Annotated in this window: 18 protein-coding genes; 5 read left to right on the top strand and 13 right to left on the bottom strand. The window is 41.1% G+C overall.

All coding sequences use genetic code 11. The features are described from left to right. Positions 1–37: 37 nt before the first annotated feature. The 3 genes from dnaK to rplY form a co-directional block, all read right to left on the bottom strand. The gene (gene dnaK / locus EDC44_RS07865; protein WP_131977082.1) at positions 38–1954 is read right to left on the bottom strand and encodes a molecular chaperone DnaK; all 1917 of its coding nucleotides are present in this window, start codon (positions 1952–1954) and stop codon (positions 38–40) included. 186 nt (positions 1955–2140) lie between these two features. Then, complete coding sequence (gene truA / locus EDC44_RS07860; protein WP_131977080.1) at positions 2141–2929, bottom strand: tRNA pseudouridine(38-40) synthase TruA; 789 nt, start codon at positions 2927–2929, stop codon at positions 2141–2143. 113 nt (positions 2930–3042) lie between these two features. Continuing rightward, positions 3043–3330, bottom strand: a complete 288-nt coding sequence (gene rplY / locus EDC44_RS07855) for a 50S ribosomal protein L25 (RefSeq protein WP_131977079.1) — start codon at positions 3328–3330, stop codon at positions 3043–3045. 205 nt (positions 3331–3535) lie between these two features. On the opposite strand from rplY, the gene EDC44_RS07850 reads away from it, so the two are divergent. Beyond that, positions 3536–4144: a DedA family protein gene (locus EDC44_RS07850; protein ID WP_131977078.1), complete on the top strand. Its 609-nt coding sequence runs from the start codon at positions 3536–3538 to the stop codon at positions 4142–4144. A 36-nt stretch (positions 4145–4180) separates the two neighbouring features. Here EDC44_RS07850 and EDC44_RS07845 read toward each other — a convergent pair whose 3' ends face one another. The 3 genes from EDC44_RS07845 to EDC44_RS07835 all read right to left on the bottom strand — a co-directional run bounded on the left by EDC44_RS07845 (position 4181) and on the right by EDC44_RS07835 (position 7769). After that, positions 4181–5191, bottom strand: a complete 1011-nt coding sequence (locus tag EDC44_RS07845; protein WP_131977077.1) for a PTS sugar transporter subunit IIC — start codon at positions 5189–5191, stop codon at positions 4181–4183. 165 nt (positions 5192–5356) lie between these two features. After that, positions 5357–5887, bottom strand: a complete 531-nt coding sequence (gene fabA / locus EDC44_RS07840) for a 3-hydroxyacyl-[acyl-carrier-protein] dehydratase FabA (RefSeq protein ID WP_165870243.1) — start codon at positions 5885–5887, stop codon at positions 5357–5359. A gap of 100 nt (positions 5888–5987) precedes the next feature. Continuing rightward, the gene (locus tag EDC44_RS07835; protein WP_131977075.1) at positions 5988–7769 is read right to left on the bottom strand and encodes an AAA family ATPase; all 1782 of its coding nucleotides are present in this window, start codon (positions 7767–7769) and stop codon (positions 5988–5990) included. A gap of 135 nt (positions 7770–7904) precedes the next feature. Between EDC44_RS07835 and matP the strand changes: the two genes are divergently transcribed. Continuing rightward, entirely contained in the window at positions 7905–8351 is a 447-nt protein-coding gene (gene matP / locus EDC44_RS07830) for a macrodomain Ter protein MatP (RefSeq protein ID WP_131977074.1), read from the top strand. 4 nt (positions 8352–8355) lie between these two features. Here the strand turns inward: matP and hemA are convergent, their stop codons facing one another. The 3 genes from hemA to gloB form a co-directional block, all read right to left on the bottom strand. Beyond that, complete coding sequence (gene hemA / locus EDC44_RS07825; protein ID WP_131977073.1) at positions 8356–9666, bottom strand: glutamyl-tRNA reductase; 1311 nt, start codon at positions 9664–9666, stop codon at positions 8356–8358. Positions 9667–9960: 294 nt separating this feature from the next. Beyond that, complete coding sequence (locus EDC44_RS07820; protein WP_131977072.1) at positions 9961–11154, bottom strand: Bcr/CflA family multidrug efflux MFS transporter; 1194 nt, start codon at positions 11152–11154, stop codon at positions 9961–9963. A 3-nt stretch (positions 11155–11157) separates the two neighbouring features. Continuing rightward, positions 11158–11865, bottom strand: a complete 708-nt coding sequence (gene gloB, locus EDC44_RS07815; RefSeq protein WP_131977070.1) for a hydroxyacylglutathione hydrolase — start codon at positions 11863–11865, stop codon at positions 11158–11160. A 25-nt stretch (positions 11866–11890) separates the two neighbouring features. Between gloB and EDC44_RS07810 the strand changes: the two genes are divergently transcribed. Further along, the gene (locus EDC44_RS07810) at positions 11891–12610 is read left to right on the top strand and encodes a class I SAM-dependent methyltransferase (protein WP_131977068.1); all 720 of its coding nucleotides are present in this window, start codon (positions 11891–11893) and stop codon (positions 12608–12610) included. 38 nt (positions 12611–12648) lie between these two features. Here the strand turns inward: EDC44_RS07810 and glmM are convergent, their stop codons facing one another. From glmM to rplM, 4 genes are all read right to left on the bottom strand, one after another. Then, entirely contained in the window at positions 12649–13983 is a 1335-nt protein-coding gene (glmM, locus tag EDC44_RS07805) for a phosphoglucosamine mutase (protein WP_131977066.1), read from the bottom strand. 25 nt (positions 13984–14008) lie between these two features. After that, positions 14009–14839 (bottom strand): dihydropteroate synthase, encoded by an 831-nt coding sequence (gene folP, locus EDC44_RS07800; protein ID WP_131977064.1) that lies wholly within the window; start codon positions 14837–14839, stop codon positions 14009–14011. 293 nt (positions 14840–15132) lie between these two features. Then, the gene (rpsI, locus tag EDC44_RS07795) at positions 15133–15525 is read right to left on the bottom strand and encodes a 30S ribosomal protein S9 (protein WP_131977062.1); all 393 of its coding nucleotides are present in this window, start codon (positions 15523–15525) and stop codon (positions 15133–15135) included. Positions 15526–15542: 17 nt separating this feature from the next. Beyond that, a complete protein-coding gene (gene rplM / locus EDC44_RS07790) occupies positions 15543–15971 on the bottom strand; it encodes a 50S ribosomal protein L13 (protein WP_131977060.1) in 429 nt (142 codons plus the stop codon). 274 nt (positions 15972–16245) lie between these two features. Here rplM and tehB point away from each other — a divergent pair, with 274 nt between their 5' ends. After that, entirely contained in the window at positions 16246–17106 is an 861-nt protein-coding gene (tehB, locus tag EDC44_RS07785; protein ID WP_131977058.1) for an SAM-dependent methyltransferase TehB, read from the top strand. Between the two features lie 166 nt (positions 17107–17272). Continuing rightward, positions 17273–18481 (top strand): aromatic amino acid transporter, encoded by a 1209-nt coding sequence (locus tag EDC44_RS07780; protein ID WP_131977056.1) that lies wholly within the window; start codon positions 17273–17275, stop codon positions 18479–18481. The last annotated feature ends 23 nt before the right edge of the window (positions 18482–18504 follow it).

Genomic DNA, 18504 nt, shown 5'->3' with positions numbered 1-18504 from the left:
TGCAATACGCCCCTACAATTAACATTTTGAAAAATAACTATTTATCTTTCACTTCTTCAAACTCTGCATCTACAACATCATCGCCATTGTTTGTATTGTTTCCGCTTTGAGTTTGAGCGTTTGCCTGACCCGCTTGAGCTTTTTGCTGTGCTGCCTGCATTAATTTTTCAGAAACTTGAATTAATGCTTGCACTTTCGCTTCAATGGCTGCTTTGTCTTCACCTTTCGCCGCTGCTTCAAGTTCATTTACTGCCGTTTCAATTGGTGCTTTATCCTCTGCGGATAAGGCATCACCTACTTCAGCCAACTGTTTACGGGTTGAGTGAACCAACGCATCCGCTTGGTTGCGAGCTTGAACCAATTCTTCAAATTTACGGTCTGCTTCCGCGTTCGCTTCCGCATCACGTACCATTTGTTGAATTTCTTCATCACTTAAACCGGATGAGGCTTTAATAGTGATTTGTTGTTCTTTTCCTGTACCCTTATCCTTCGCAGATACGTGAATAATACCGTCCGCATCAATATCGAAAGTCACTTCGATTTGCGGCATACCACGTGGTGCAGGGTTAATGCCTTCTAAGTTAAATTGACCTAAAGATTTATTAGCCGAAGCCTGTTTACGTTCACCTTGAAGCACGTGAATTGTTACCGCACTTTGGTTGTCTTCCGCTGTTGAAAACACTTGTGATTTCTTGGTTGGAACAGTGGTGTTTTTCTCAATCAAGGTAGTCATCACACCGCCCATGGTTTCAATACCAAGTGACAACGGCGTTACGTCTAACAATAATACGTCTGTCACATCACCGGCTAATACACCGCCTTGTACTGCGGCCCCAACGGCAACTGCTTCATCCGGGTTCACGTCTTTACGCGGCTCCTTACCGAAGAACTCCGCTACTTTTTGTTGTACTAACGGCATACGGGTTTGACCGCCCACCAAAATCACATCGTTGATTTGTGATACGCTTAAACCTGCATCAGCTAATGCCACTTTCACCGGTTCTAATGAACGAGCTACTAAATCATCCACTAAAGACTCTAATTTCGCACGAGTCAATTTGATGTTCAAATGTTTAGGACCTGTTGCATCCGCAGTAATGTACGGAAGATTCACATCAGTTTGTTGTGCAGATGAAAGTTCGATTTTCGCTTTTTCACCGGCTTCTTTCAAACGTTGCATTGCTAACGGATCATTACGCAAATCAACACCTTGCTCTTTTTTAAATTCGTCAACTAAATAGTTGATCACTCGGTTATCAAAGTCTTCACCGCCTAAGTGAGTATCACCATTGGTTGCTAATACTTCAAAGGTTTTTTCACCGCTTACTTCATCGATTTCGATGATAGACAAGTCGAATGTACCACCACCTAAGTCATATACTGCGATTGTGGTGTCACCGGTGTTTTTATCTAAACCGTAAGCCAATGCCGCCGCAGTCGGTTCATTGATGATACGTTTCACATCCAAGCCTGCGATACGACCCGCATCTTTAGTTGCTTGACGTTGTGCATCATTAAAGTATGCCGGAACAGTGATTACCGCTTCGGTAACGGTTTCGCCCAAGAAATCTTCTGCAGTTTTTTTCATTTTTTTCAATACTTCGGCAGAGATTTGCGGCGGTGCCATTTTTTCACCTTTTACTGAAACCCACGCATCGCCGTTATCGGCTTTGCTGATTTCAAACGGCATAATACCGATATCACGTTGTACTTCCTGGTCTTCAAAACGACGACCGATTAAACGTTTGATTGCGAATAAAGTATTTTTCGGATTGGTTACCGCCTGACGTTTTGCCGGTTGACCCACTAATGTTTCACCGTCGTTGGTATAAGCTATAATGGAAGGAGTTGTGCGATCACCTTCTGCATTTTCGATTACGCGCGCTTTGTCGCCGTCCATTACAGCCACACAAGAGTTGGTTGTACCTAAGTCAATACCGATAATTTTTCCCATTTTGTTTTCTCCTAGTTAAATTCGTTAATTCAATTATGTTGTTAAGATTGGGATGCGATTGCCAATTTCAAGAGCCGATTTAAAAAATTTTATCTTAAAAAGTGCGGTACAATTTCATCATAATCCGTTCTTGTTTCACTAAATAAGGACGGATTGATGAAGTTCAAGGGGAAAAAGTGGAAATTTTTAATTATTTTCAAGAAATAACGGTCCGAGATGATTTTTCGGCAAGTCAAAATGGTCGGGATAAATCACATTTACTAAATACAAACCTTCCGCTTTGGCTGTGGGAGCGGCTAAAGTGCGGTCTTTTTTCGCTAAAATTTCCGCAATCCAGTCTACCGGTTTGTTGCCCGCCCCTACTTCCAACAAACTGCCTACAATATTACGCACCATATGATGTACAAAGGCATTGGCTTGAATATCCACAATGACATAACTACCCTGACGGGTCACATTTAAATGATGTACATTTCGCCACGGCGTGTTGGACTGGCATTGTGCCGCACGGAACGAACTGAAATCATTTTCCCCGAGTAATACCTGTCCAGCTTGGTGCATTAATTGATGATTCAACGGGAAATGATGATGCGTAACACCAAACGGCAAAATCGCTGAACGTAGCTTATTGTTATAAATCACATAGCGATAACGACGAGCGATAGCACTAAAACGGGCGTGAAAATCCTCAGATACAGTTTTCGCCCAGCTCACCGCAATGTCATCGGGCAAATTGGCATTGGTGCCGAAAGACCAAGCTTTCTCCGAGCGTACCGTGTTGGTTTCAAAATGCACCACTTGTCCGGTGGCATGCACGCCGGAATCCGTACGACCGGCACAAAACACCGAAATCGGTTCATTTGCTACAAAAGACAATGCCGTTTCTAACGCTTGCTGCACGGATTCCACTTTCTCTTGCCGCTGCCAACCGAAATAATTTTTACCGTCGTATTCAATACCTAATGCGATTTTCATTGTTTGCTCTATTTTCTAAAAGTGCGGTTAGATTTTCCGATATTTTATCGTAAAATTTACTTATAAAAAAACACCCATCTTTGCAGATCGGTGTTCTTTAAACAAATTACTAATTATGCACGTTTGAAGTCGATGTGAACTAGTTTTGGTTTGAACGGGTGACGTTGCATTGCTTGTACTTTAACTGCAACTTCTTTACCTTCGATAACCAAAGTAATTACTTCAGAATAGAAAGAATCGTGTGCTTGAGCGTTGTTTAATTCATCGTGATTTAATACGATGCTAACCGGTGCTTCGCTGCCACCGTAAACGATTGCAGGAATTTGACCGTTGTGACGCAGGCGGCGGCTCGCACCCTTACCTTGCGACTGACGAACTTCAGCGTTAAATTTAAATGCCATTTTTATGTTCTCTTTAATAAAATGTTTTGACTTAAAAAACCGCAGGCGACCCAGCGATTTCCCTAATACTTCTTAACTCATAACGAATTAAGACGGCAAATTGTAATCAATTATCAAGTAAAAGGCAAATTTTTAGTGGTATTTTTTTATTAAAAAAGGCAGAATAAGAAAGTTTTTATCATTTTTATTTCACCTAAGGTCAATAATGGAATTTTTAATTGATTTTTTCAGTAGCTACGGCTATTTGGCCGTTTTCGGCGTACTTATTTTATGTGGATTCGGATTACCGATTCCGGAAGATGTTACATTAGTTTCCGGTGGTGTGATCGCAGGATTAGGCTTTGCTGATGTGCATTGGATGTTAGTTGTAAGTATGATCGGCGTGTTAGCCGGTGACAGTACAATGTATTGGCTCGGTAGAAATTACGGAACAAAAATTCTGCGTTTCAGACCTATGAGAAAACTGGTCACGCTAAAACGTTTACGCTTAGTGCGTGATAAATTTGAAACTCAAGGTGTTCGTCTATTATTTGCCGCCCGTTTTTTACCGGGATTACGTGCCGTCATTTATTTAGTTTCAGGCATTACCCGCAAGGTAAGCTTTATTAAATTTGTACTTATTGATTTCTTTGCCGCTATTATTTCCGTGCCGATTTGGGTATATTTGGGTGATTTCGGTGCAAAAAATTTAGATTGGTTGCATGCTCAAATTAAAAAAGGACAAATCATTATTTGGGTTGCGATTATTGTGGTTGCGGCTTATTTTGTTTGGAAACATTTTAAAAATAAAAAACGTAAATCAATTGAAAACTAATTTAAAAGCCCGGAATAAATACTTCCGGGCTTCTTTTTAGCTATTTAATTTTAAATCCCCGTTCTTGATCCAACCTTTTTTTCTCATCGGATAAGCAATTAACAACGTTAATATTGCCGGTAGTACAATATGAAATATGCCGATTAAACTTAACACCTTCTTGCTTGCTCCCATCGACTCCAACGTACCGATTTGCCCAACTAAGCCCGATGTGCCCATTCCCGCCCCGCTAGAGATATTCGTCATACCGAATGCAACGGCAAAAGGTGCTAAAATCGCACCGGCTAAAGTGGGAGGTAACCAAATTTTCGGATTTTTCACGATATTGGGAATTTGTAGCATACTGGTACCTAATCCGTTAGAAAGTAAACCGGATATACCATTATCCCGATAACCTAACACCGCAAAACCTATCATTTGTGCAGCACAACCGACTGTGGCGGCGCCGGCAGCCAATCCGCTTAATGATAAACTGATCGCGATCGCTGCACTGGAAATCGGTAATGTCAAAATTACTCCCATCACCACAGCAACCACAATACTCATCAAAATCGGTTGTAGTTCCACAGCCCACATAATAAACTCACCAATAGTCATCATCACAGAAGCAATCAGCGGTGCAATAAAATGTGCGGTCAACATTCCGGAAATAACGCTAGTTGCAGGTGTTACAATGATATCGATCAAGGTAGTTTTACTCACTAATTTACCACATTCCGTACCTATCACAGCAGCAATAAAAGCACCAACCACACCACCGAGATTCGCTCCGGCAAGTCCTGTGATCACACCGGAAAACAACACTAAAGGCGGCGCTTTTAATCCATATGCTACACCAACACCAATGGCGGCCCCCATTGCCGACTGAGCCGACACGCCCGTTTCAACCAAAAAAGGAACCTGAAGCCAACCGCCTAAATTTTTCAAAATCAAGCCTATAATCAATGAACTAAATAATCCTAACGCCATAAAATTCAGTGCTTCAATACCATATCGACGGGCAGAAAATTCAATATTTTGTTTTTTTAGAAATGAACGAATAGCCATAATAATTCCTCATAAATATTTACACACCGCAAAAATGTAGCATACAAGCTACATTTATTCAATATGATATATATTAAAAACATGTTTGAAAAATTAATAAAAAAGACCGCACTTTCTTTTGAATTAAGAAAGTGCGGTCAGTTTTTAAACTATTTTATAATGTGCTTAAAACATTGTAGTATCTTGGAACAGCCCTACTTTTAAATCCGTTGCGGTATAAATTACACGACCGTCCACTTCCACTTCGCCGTCAGCCAATCCCATTACTAATTTGCGGTTCACTACGCGTTTCATATGAATACGATATACCACTTTTTTAGCGGTCGGTAAGATTTGACCGGTGAATTTCACTTCGCCTACGCCTAAAGCTCGACCTTTGCCTTCACCGCCGATCCAGCCTAAATAGAAGCCCACTAACTGCCACATTGCATCTAAGCCCAAACAACCGGGCATCACCGGATCGCCGATAAAGTGACAATCAAAGAACCATAAATTCGGTTTGATATCCAATTCCGCTTCAATATAACCTTTACCGAAATTACCGCCGGTTTCGTTCATTTCGATGATGCGATCCATCATCAGCATACTCGGAGCCGGTAATTGTGGGCCTTTCTCACCGAATAACTCACCACGGCTGGAAGCCAGCAAGTGATCGTAATTGTAAGAGCTAGGTCGTTTTTCAGTACAAGCGTTCATTATTTTGTCTCCAATTTGACATCTATTTTATTAAATTCTAGCATTCTAACAGAGTTAATTGGAAAATAAAATAGCTAACACTTGTAAGCTATTTTATTTTTTAATTTTTTCTTTTAAAGATACGCAATAAATTCCACAAGCCGATTTTCGGTAGGAAATCTCCCTTTTGTTCAATTCGTTGACTGATTAAATGAGCGATTGGTATATTTTCATCGGTATAGTTCGGATTTTCTTGCTCGTTTTCATCAAAGAACGCCCGTTTAAATAGGATTTCACAGGCTTCAAACACATCATTTACCGCATAAACAGTAAATTGATTGTTTTTCACCGCTTCCACCACTTCATCAGAAAGACTTAACTGACCGAGCACCGCCGACGGCACAATAACACCTTGCGATCCCGTTAAGCCACGCCGTTGACAAATAGCAAAAAAGCCTTCTATTTTGTCATTCACACCGCCGACTGCGTGCACCAAACCGAATTGATCAATCGCCCCTGTGACCGCCACAGCCTGTGGCAACGCTAAATCTGCCAAAGCACTGACTAGCACACAAAATGTGGCTAAAGATGCACTGTCGCCGTCAATATCACTATAAGATTGTTCAAACACCAGTGATGCGGAAAACGGCAGTTGGGATTGGAAATTCATTAAATTGGCTAAACAGGCTTCTGCGATCATCATTCCTTTACCGTGAATATTGCCCGCCAATTCGTTTTTGCGATCCACATCCACGATTTCGCCGTCGCCAAATTGCACCACGCAACTGATACGGGAAGGCTCGCCGAAAGATAATGGCGACCCCGCATACTCAATCACAGACAAGCCGTTGATCTGCCCGACTACTTCGCCTTCTGTCGCCACATAAACCTGGTCGTGCAAAATATCTGCATAGGTCTGTTCGCGCAAGAAACTTTGCTGATAGCTTTTTTGTTGGAAATATTGTTCAAAATCGACCGCACTTAGTGCTTTAGACGACGTTTGCTGATAGGTAGCCTGCAAAAGTGCGGTCAATTCTACGGGTGAAATGCTCACTAAAGTGCGATCTTCACTTTCACGTACTAATAATTGATAAAGTTTAGTTAAGCCTTCAGGCGTAATGGTTAATTGCAAATTATGTGCCAAGGTTTGCACATAATCCGCCCATTGTTGCCGTTGCTCCGGCTGTTCTACGTTGATGTAATAATCAATTTCCGAATAATCCGCCAAGCTATATAATTCCGACTCAAGTTCCGCGAACGTCGCAAGTTCGTTACGATCGCCCAATAAAATCACTTTTAAATCCAAGGGATAACTTGGAATCTCACAAGGCAAAGATTTCAACGGATTATTGGCATACCAAGAAAATCGCTTGGTTACCAGCAAGTTTTTCAAACGTAGCCACAAATCAAATTGCTCGAATAATGCCGCCACGGACAGAATCAGTACACCACCGTTAAGCTGGTGTACCAATCCCGCATTCAGCTGAATATCTTTAGATACCGGATGCAAGCGAATTGAGCCAAATAATTGATTACAATCACAATATAACGCAGTTGCCACAATGTGCTTGGCAGCGAAATTATCATCTATCGATTGAGCCGGTTCTGCGGTGACTCGAGCGAAAGAAAAAGAATCCGCCTGTTCGATCACATATTGCACACCTTGCACAGTTAAAGGGGCTTGTTGAGATTTCACCCATTTTTCTACCGCACTTGCGGAGGTGGCCAAATCATTAGCTTTCAACACCAATAAAGAGCGGTGGGAATTTTGCAAAAATTGTTGCACCGCCGATACTGCTCGCGGTTGTAAATTAAAAAAATCCACCGTTTGCGGTCGGAATGATTTCAGATTGAATGCAGGTTGTAAGGCTTGCCAATCAAGGGCAAAAGAAGATAAATTCACGCAATATTCTCTATGATTTTTCAAAATGCGGTTATTATCGCATATTTTGTAAAAAATCGCTTATCAATGCTGGAAAAATTCCTGTTTCAGCGGTATATTATTGTCAGTTACAATGTAACAGAGTGAGAAAAACTGATGAAATATCAAAAACTAGAGAATCAAGAAGCAAATTGGAAATGGGTTTATTTGATCAAAAAACACCGCGACGGCGGAAAGATCACCCAATATGAAGAAAAAAGTCTGGAAGAAGAAAAAGTCAAACAGCTGTTACAATCACAAAATAATACCCAAGAAATCGAAAATTGGATCAAACTGCATCTTGCACCAAATTTGACGGTAAAGTTAGATCAGGCTATTCGGGCAAGACGCAAACGTTATTTTAACGGCGAAAAGCAATCCACCAAAAAAAAATCCATTGATTTGGAATATGCCGTGTGGAACCGTTTATCCAAGTATTCAAAAAAAATGAAAATGACCTTGTCGGAAACCATTATGTATATGATCGATGAACGGGAAAGCAAGGCGTTGTACGAATCGCAAATGTCTGTAATGAAAGCGGGATTGGCGGATTTGTTAAAATAATATTTTATTCATAATCGCTTTCCACACCCAAGGCTTTAGAAAACGCGTGCAAACCTTGCGGGTTAGCGGATTTCATCATTTGTTGCATTGCTTGTGTCGGGGCGTGCAATAATTTATTGGTAAGTTTACGACTGAGTTCTAACAGCACTTGTTCGGCATCCAGTCCTTGTTGCAAGGCTTGCAGTGATTTTTCCAACAATTCTTGACGGGCTTGTTCTGCGTTATCGCGATAAGAGCGAATCAAGCCTGAAAATTGATGTACTTTCAACCATTCAAAGAAATTCTCACACTCTTGCTCAACGATTTCTTTCGCCTGTTCGGAAGCCTGTACTCGTTGAGCAAGATTGCGTTGAATGATACTGTGCAAATCATCCACGGAATAATGATAAACCGAGCTGATCTCACCCGCACTTTCTTCTACGTCGCGGGGAACAGCAATATCCACAATGAGCATCGGTTTGTTACGACGTTGTTTTTGGGCATTTTTCACCATATCTTTTGAAATCAAAATATGATCACTGCCCGTAGAACTAATCACCACATCCGCTTGATTTAAACCCTGTTGCAGTTCGGTGAGCGGAATTACTTGAATTTTATCCGCACTTTGCAAGGTTTCTACTAATTTTTCCGCACGAGCTAAAGTGCGGTTGGCAATAATTAATTTTTCCGCACCATGTTGTAATAAATGGCGGGCGGTCAATTCAATGGTCTCTCCGGCTCCCACAAGCAAAACGGTTAAGGGTTCAAAAGATTCAAAAATCTGACGAGCCAAACTGCACGCGGCATAAGCCACCGATACCGCACTTCCGCCGATATCCGTTTCCGTCCGTACACGTTTTGCGGTAGAAAAAGTTTTCTGAAATAAACGGGATAACTCGCCGGAAATAGGAGTGTGTTCGTGCTGATAATAATCTTCACTCAGCTGATAGGCTTGCTTCACTTGCCCTAAAATCTGCGGTTCGCCAAGGATCAATGAATCCAATCCGCTTGCTACTTGCATTAAGTGTGACACAGCTTCGGTGTTTTCGTAATAATACAGGCTGTCCGCCAATTCATTAGGATCAATCTGATGAATCAGGCTGAACCAATATAAACAGTGTTGCAACCACATTTCGTTTTCTTGCGGCGGGATTTTTTTATTATGCAGATAAATTTCTGTGCGGTTACACGTTGATAACACTACCGCATTAGGAGCCAGACCATTATTTTGTAGCTGCCTCAATGCTAAAAGCCGCTTTTCTTCCGAAAAAGCAACTTTCTCCCGCAAAGCAACACTGGCGGTTTTGTGGTTCACTCCGATAGCTAAAATAGTCATGTCTAATCTGCAATAAATAAATTCCCGATATTCTAATAAATTGTCACACATTGAGCAAATCAAAGTGCGGTGAATTTTGATTTATTTCGGGTTGAATACTTAGTTTGAGGTAGAGAACAAATCATCATTTGTGCTGTTTCTTAAAAATTTGTGATCTTATTTCCATATTTAATAAAAATTAATCGATTTATTTTATTTTTATTGCACTAATGACTTCAGGTTCAAATTATATAAACAAAAGGAACAAGTAAATGCCTGAATCAATAATTGGTGCAGATCATTACGAACCTTTTATTATTTATCATAAGTCAAAAACCAATAACTCAATAATCCCAACGTAATACAAATAAACATTGATACCAACATCGGCACGGCACTGGTGACGGGAATAAAGCTAACTAATACACCGGCGATAGATCCCATTCCGAACCGCATTGTGCCCGCAAGGGAATTTGCAGTACCGGCATACTGCGGGAAGCGGTCAAGAATCGCTGCCATTGCATTGGAACCGATGGTGGACATCATGCCCACATAAGCAGCCACACCAAGTGCCATCGGCCAAAAACCGAGATCAAGCAATGCGACTAATAACAGCCAACAACCTGCCAAAAATTGAATGGTTAAACCGAAACGAAGCATTTTTTCAGCTCCCACTTGCATCACCATTTTGCCGTTAATGCTAGTGAATAGAATCATCACGCTCATATTCATTAAAAAGAAATAACCGAAATTTTCCGCAGCTACGCCGTATAAATCAATATACACTATAGAACCGGATGTGAGAAAAGCAAACAGGCCGGAAAAGGAAAAACCGCTTAACAATACATAACCCACCACGGCTTTCACTTTAATTAAAGACACAAAGTTACGCACCACATTACGTAAACCGAAAGGAATCCGTTTTTCTTTAGGCAGGGTTTCCGGAATTTGCCATGCCACCAGCCCACAGCTAAGCAACCCCATAAACGCCAATACATAAAAAATCGAATGCCAGTGGAAAAATTTGGCAATATAACCGCCCATAACCGGAGCAATAAGCGGAGCGATCATTGAAATTAGCATAATCATCGACATCATTTTCGAGAAATAATTTTTGCTAAACAGATCCCGTAATAATGCCCCTAAAATCACCGCCGGTGCCGCAGCAAAAAAGCCTTGTAGAAAACGAATGGAAACAAAATGATGAATATCATTGACTTGCGTTAATAATAAAGCACCACCCGCTGATACCAATGTACCGATTAAAATCGCCGGTTTACGTCCGAAGCTGTCTGCAATCGGCCCCCAGACCAACTGTCCGATGGCAAATCCCATAGTAAATAATGCTAAAGTGTTTTGCACTTTCTCCGCCGGGACACTGAGATCTTTAGAAATATCTAAAAATGACGGCAAATACATATCAATGGCCAAAGGCGGTAGCATTGCCAAAATCCCCAGCACTAAAATAAACACCGGTCCGGCGTGCTGATTTTTTTGTTGTTTTTTCATAATCTAAAAATTATCCTTAGCCAGGCGAAGTGCGGTGAATTTTTCCAACGTTTCTGCCTGTAAAAACGGGTTAATTTGTTTTTCTAATGCCATTGTAGTAGGCAAACTCGGTTTATCGGCTTGGCGTAATTGCATTACAAAACTTTTGTGATTTTGTACCCCACTTTGTATTCTCCGAGCGGTCACTGTCTCTGCAAAAGCTAAATTACTTAAGGTATATTCATGAGCCGGACACACAATCGTTGTATCGGACAAGGCTTTTAATCGCTGCAATCCGTCAAACATCGCTTGGTAATCACCGGTAAACACTCGGCCGCAACCGGCAGAAAATAAACTATCACCGCAAAATAAATGTTCATCTACCAAGTAACTGATGTGCTGCTCCGTGTGTCCGCCGGTAAAAATGACTTGAATATGATAATATGCGGTCTGAATTTCACCATTTTGCACAATTTCCGTTGCTCCAAGCCCGGCACATTCCGGCGGACCATATACCGATACGGCTGGAAATTGTGCTTTTAACTCAGCAACTCCACCGATATGATCATTGTGTTTATGGGTTAATAAAATGGCTTCCAAGGTAAGTTGATGTTGCTGCAAATAATCTAACACTTGACGACTCTCTGCCGGATCAATCACAATAACAGGTAAGTTTTCTCGCGCATAAAGCCAAATGTAGTTATCATTTAAGGCGGGCAATGGAATCAACATAACAATATCCTTTTGAGGTTAATCAATGAAATGGCAAGCCAAATATCCGAATGCAATTAATTTACCGCAAAGCTGGCAACAATTACCGCGTGGTGAACGTTATTGTACCGCAATTAGCGACTATTTTGGAAAATGGCTGCCAAAAATTTTAGGTTATCAGATTTTAAAAATCGGCGGTCTCAGTGGTGAAATTCAATGTAATTTGCCCTTGCGTCATCAAATGATCATCGCACCCGAAATTTCTAAAAAAATAACCGCACTTTATGCCGATCAAGCGGATTATTCGCTTATTCAAGCTAACCCCACAGAATTGCCTTTGGTCGAAAAAAGCATTGATGCCTGCTTTTTAGCCAATACAATCAATTTTAGCCAAGATCCTCACCAATTATTGCGGGAAGTGGAACGAGTCACCATGGCTGACGGCTATTTGTTTATTTCGTTGTTTAATCCCGCCGGCACATTGTTATTCAAACGTTATTTGAATAAATCACCGGATAAATTTTTATTCCGCCGTTTTTGTGCATGGCGAGTGGTGGATTGGCTGGAATTATTAAATTTTGAAGTACTGGATATGCAGTATATCGAAATCAAAAAAAGCGTGCATTTTGCTAGACATTTCGCTCCGCTAATCACCATCGTTGCCCGAAAACGCACTTTTCCACTCTGTTTAACACCACAAAAAGTGCGGTTTAATCCAAAAGAAATTTTAAATCCGGTGGAAGCATTTCAAGAAAAATGCAAATAAAAAAACGGGATATATTATATCGTCCCGCTTTTAATCATTTAATTCGTCTTCACTGCTTCGGCAATTTGCTCGGCACAGCGTTGAGCCAAATCCCCGTCCTGAGCTTCCACCATCACGCGAATTAACGGCTCGGTGCCGGATTTACGCAATAGAATGCGGCCTTTACCTGCTAATTGTTGTTCTGCATTCTGTGCAGCGACTTTTACTGCTTCGCTTTCTAACGGATCCACCCCGCCGGCAAAACGTACATTAATTAACACTTGCGGGAATAATTGCACTGCACCGGCTAGATCATTTAAAGATAAACGATGGTGCACCATAGCATTCAATACGGCTAAAGAAGCAATAATGCCGTCACCCGTGGTGTTTTTATCCGCAATAATAATGTGGCCGGAATTTTCACCGCCTAAGCCCCAGTTATTTTCCTGCATTTTTTCAAGTACATAACGGTCGCCCACGTTAGCACGGATAAACGGAATCGCCAATTCTTTAAGGGCGAGTTCTAATCGCATATTGCTCATTAATGTGCCTACTACGCCGCCTTTTAATGTACCGGAACGCTGTGCTTCACGGGCAATAATAAATAAAATTTGGTCACCATCGACTTTATTGCCTTTGTGATCCACCATCATAATGCGGTCGCCGTCACCATCATAAGCCAAGCCTACATCCGCTTTTACTTCAAGCACTTTATCTTGCAAGGCTTTAATATCGGTGGCACCGCATTTTTCATTAATATTCATACCATTAGGTTTAGTACCGATTTCAATGACTTCAGCCCCCAGCTCACGCATCACATTCGGAGCGATATGGTAGGTTGCACCATTAGCACAATCCACCACAATTTTATAACCGCTTAAACTTAAATGATTCGGGAACGTGCTTTTGCAAAATTCAATATAACGACCGGCAGCATCATTGATACGACTGGCACGCCCAAGTTCTGCGGATTCCACACAATCCATCGGTTGCTCCAACATAGCTTCAATGGCTTCTTCCACCTCGTCCGGCAATTTTGTGCCTTGTGCAGAGAAAAATTTAATTCCGTTATCAAAATAAGGATTGTGTGAGGCAGAAATTACCACTCCCGCTTCCGCACGGAAGGTACGTGTCAAATAAGCTACCGCCGGTGTCGGCATAGGGCCGATAAACGCCGCAGATAAACCCGCTGCGGCAAGTCCCGCTTCAAGGGCAGATTCCAACATATAGCCGGAAATACGCGTATCTTTACCGATCAATACTTGACGGGATCCTTGGGTCGCCAACACTTTGCCTGCCGCCCAACCGAGTTTTAAAGCAAATTCCGGAGTAATTGGAAATTGTCCCACTCTACCGCGTACACCGTCTGTACCGAAATATTTACGTTCTGCCATAGTTAGTCCTCTAAATTTTTAATAGTTATTTTACTTTTTCTGTTGCAAGCCAAATTTTTAATGCATCCATGGTTTGTTCCACATCGTGCACGCGTAAAATTTTTGCCCCTTTCATCGCAGAAATCAACGCACCGGTTACACTGCCCGTCGTGCGTTGATCTACGGGTTTATCTAATATTCCCCCAATCATTGATTTGCGGGAAAGCCCGGATAATACGGGATAGCCCAAGGCACAAAATTCATCTAAATGCTTCAATAACTGATAATTATGCTCCACACTTTTGCCGAAGCCAAACCCCGGATCAAAAATCAAGTTCTCTTTTTTGACACCGGCTTTAATGCAAAGTTCTGCCCGTGCTAACAGCCATTGCTTCACATCTTGCACCACATCATCATATTGCGGATTTGCCTGCATAGTGCGGGGCTGCCCCTGCATATGCATAATGCACACCGGCAATGTCAGCTCAGCGGCTGTTTGCAAAGCATCGGGTTCTTGTAATGCTCTGATATCATTAATAATATCCATCCCAACCTTGGCAGACTCCCGCATCACCTGTGCTTTTGAAGTATCCACGGAAATCCAGCAATCGAAATTTTTTCGCACTGCTTCTACCAGCGGTATAACTCGTTCCAGTTCTTGTTCAAGAGTCACTTCATCGGCCATGGGACGGGTGGATTCACCACCAATATCAATAATTGTGGCACCGGCATTTAACATTTTTTCTACTTGGAAAAGTGCGGTGTCTTTTTGGAAAAATTTTCCGCTATCGGAAAAAGAATCCGGTGTGAAATTAAGAATTCCCATAATTTGCGGAATGCTTAAATCTAAAATTCGTTGATTGGCTTGTAGTTGCATTTATAAATAATTTGTAGGCTAAAAAGAGCAGTTATTATAACGAAATTTTTCTCTCTGCTAAATATTTAATTTTTTCACCGCACTTTTATTCTTTCACTAAATAAGAAAAAGTATTTGTGCAAAAAAACCGATTAAAATTAGCAAAGTAATGATGACTATAAAAGATGTTGATGTAAATTAAGAGATAAATTTGAACTGATATTGTCTGCTTCCCAAGTACCCCGAGGGGTACTTGAAAAGTTGGCAGCGGGTGGTGAAACCATCTTGCCATAAGTACGACAACTTGTCGCACCTTAACGTTTGGAGTATTGCGGACGACGACGTGCTTTGTGTAAACCCACTTTTTTACGTTCAACGCGACGTGCGTCACGAGTAACAAAGCCGGCTGCACGTAATGCAGGACGTAAAGTCTCATCATATTCCATCAATGCACGTGTAATACCATGACGAATAGCACCTGCCTGACCAGAAATACCACCACCTTTAACAGTGATGTATAAGTCTAATTTGTCAGTTAACTCAACTAATTCTAAAGGCTGACGTACTACCATGCGTGAAGTTTCACGACCGAAGTATACGTCTAAAGAACGTTGGTTGATAGTGATGTTACCACTGCCCGGTTTGATAAATACACGAGCTGAAGAGCTTTTGCGGCGACCTGTGCCGTAGTTTTGATTCTCTGCCATTTTGTTTTACCTCGTGATTAAATATCTAAAACTTGTGGTTGTTGTGCTGCGTGTTGATGCTCTGCACCTGCATACACTTTTAATTTACGGAACATTGCACGACCTAACGGCCCTTTTGGCAACATACCTTTAACCGCAATTTCAATCACAGCTTCCGGACGGCGTTGAATCATCTCTTTGAAAGTCGCTTGTTTAATGCCACCTACATAGCCGGTGTGCCAGTAGTAAATTTTATCGCTTTCTTTTTTACCTGTTACAGCTACTTTATCAGCGTTAATGACAATAATATAATCGCCGGTATCAACGTGCGGAGTATATTCTGCTTTATGTTTACCACGAAGGCGACGTGCCAATTCAGTCGCTAAACGACCTAAAGTTTTACCTGTCGCATCTACTACATACCAGTCGCGTTGTACCGTTTCTGGTTTTGCTACAAAAGTTTTCATTTAATAAATTACCAATAATTTTATTTTAAACCCTGTGCCTATATAAAAATTAAGCACAACCATTGATCTCAATCTCCACCCCTTCGAGTGCGATCTCGACAAAATAATAATGTGCGGTGGGAATCCGTCACATTTACAGGGTCGCGTGATTATACAAGAGTTTTTTATGAAAAGCTAATTATTTGTACAAATAAATTGGTTGCACATTACAATAAAATATCCTACCATTGCACTCAACTATTTAATACTTAGATATCATATTTTGGAGTTTAAAATGCAAAACGAATTAATTTGTTACAAAAAAATGCCAGTTTGGACAAAAGACAGCTTACCGAAAATGTTCCAAGAAAAACACAATACAAAAGTAGGTACTTGGGGCAAAGTGACGGTTTTACAAGGTAAATTAAAATTCTATGTCTTAACGGAAGAAGGTGATGTAGTCAGTGAACACATTTTCACTGCGAACGATGACACGCCGTTTGTAGAACCGCAATTATGGCACCGTGTTGAAGCGATGTCGGACGATTTACAATGTTACTTGGAATTCTATTGTCAAAAAGCCGATTATTTCAGCAAAAAATACAATATGACCGCCACTCACTCGGAAGTAAAAAGTGCGGTAGAAATTATCAAACCTTGCAAAGTGTTGGACTTAGGCTGCGGGCAAGGTCGTAACTCATTGTTCTTAAGTTTATTGGGCTATGATGTGACCGCGTGGGATCACAATGAAACCGGTTTACAATTCTTAGCGAGCACCGCAGAAAAAGAAAATTTTAATATTAACACCGCACTTTATGATATTAACAGTGCCAAGATTCAAGAAAACTACGATTTCATTCTTTCTACCGTGGTGTTTATGCTCCTAAACCGCGATGCCGTGCCTCACATCCTTCGCAATATGCAAGCACATACCAATACGGGCGGTTACAACTTGATCGTAGCGGCCATGTCCACCGATGATGTGCCTTGCCCGCTACCGTTCTCTTTCACTTTTAAAGAAAATGAATTGAAAGATTACTACACCGATTGGGAATTCATTAAATACAATGAAGAAATGGGCGAATTGCACAAAACCGATGAAAACGGCAACCGTATTAAAATGAAATTTGTCACAATGTTGGCAAAGAAAAAATAAAATAATTTAAGATAAAATTACTAAAGGGCTTAATTGTCCTTTTTTTATGTTCAAAACATATCCAATCAGCAAATTTACCCGCAACAAAATGTAAAAAAATAATTACATTGTAAAGTTTTCCCAGTAAAATAACCGCTCTTTTACATTGTTATTAAAGGGAGAAACGATGAAAAATAAAACCTTCGGCAGTGCATTGATTGTTGCCGGTACGACAATCGGAGCCGGAATGCTGGCAATGCCGCTCACATCTGCAGAAATGGGCTTTGGTTTTACCTTAGCTTTATTGATTATTCTATGGCTATTACTTTCTTACAGTGCCTTGCTGTTTGTAGAGGTGTATCAAACCTCAGCGAAGGATGCCGGCATTGCGACATTAGCGGAGCAATACTTTGGCCCGGTCGGACGCATTTTAGCGACACTTTCGCTTGTGATCTTCATGTACGCTATTTTATCCGCATACGTTACGGGCGGTGGTTCGCTTCTGGCGGGAATTTTACCGTTTTTAGGCGAAAGTGCGGTGCCGATTTCCATTACTTTATTTACCGTAGTACTGGGGATGTTTATTATCATCGGCACCGGCAGTGTAGATATTGTGACCCGATTACTATTCTTATTCAAACTGGTCGCTTTCGGTTTGGTGTTAGTAATGATGTTACCTAAAGTTTCCGTGGAAAATCTAATGGCAATGCCGTTACATCATTTTTTGATTATTTCGGCCAGCCCGGTATTCTTCACTTCTTTTGGTTTCCATGTTGTAATTCCAAGCATTAATAATTACCTAGACGGTGATATCCGCCGTTTACGTACCGCGATTATTACGGGAACGGCAATTCCGTTAGTAGCGTATATTCTGTGGCAAATGGCAACTCACGGTGTATTCAGTCAAATGGAATTTATTCAAATTATCCGTAACGATCCGACCTTAAATGGCTTGGTTAATGCGACTCATAATGCAACCGGCAGTGGTTTAATCAGTGGTGCGGTGCGTACTTTTTCAACACTTGCACTCATTACCTCATTTTTAGGGGTATCATTGGCATTATTTGATACATTAGCGGATTTATTAAAACGTTTTAAAGTTCGTCCGAACCGTTTATTATTAGGCTTATTGACCTTTGTGCCGCCACTCTGCTTTGCATTATTCTATCCGGACGGATTTATCGTCGCGTTAGGTTATGCCGGTCAAATGTTTACCTTTTATGGTTTGGTATTACCGGTAGGATTAGCATGGAGAGCCAGAAAATTAGATCCGGATCTGCCTTACCGAGTAACCGGCGGTAATATTTCATTGATTATTGCATTATTACTCGGATTATTGATTATGAATGTACCATTTATTATTAAAGTAGGTTATCTACCGCCTGTAATTGGTTAACGGACAAAACAAAAACGGTGGAA

It is taken from the genome of Cricetibacter osteomyelitidis, assembly GCF_004340985.1.
GTDB classification, from domain to species: Bacteria; Pseudomonadota; Gammaproteobacteria; order Enterobacterales; family Pasteurellaceae; genus Cricetibacter; species Cricetibacter osteomyelitidis.
Note: the sequence above shows the minus strand (reverse complement) of the source record. Positions and strands in the feature narration are given on the sequence as shown.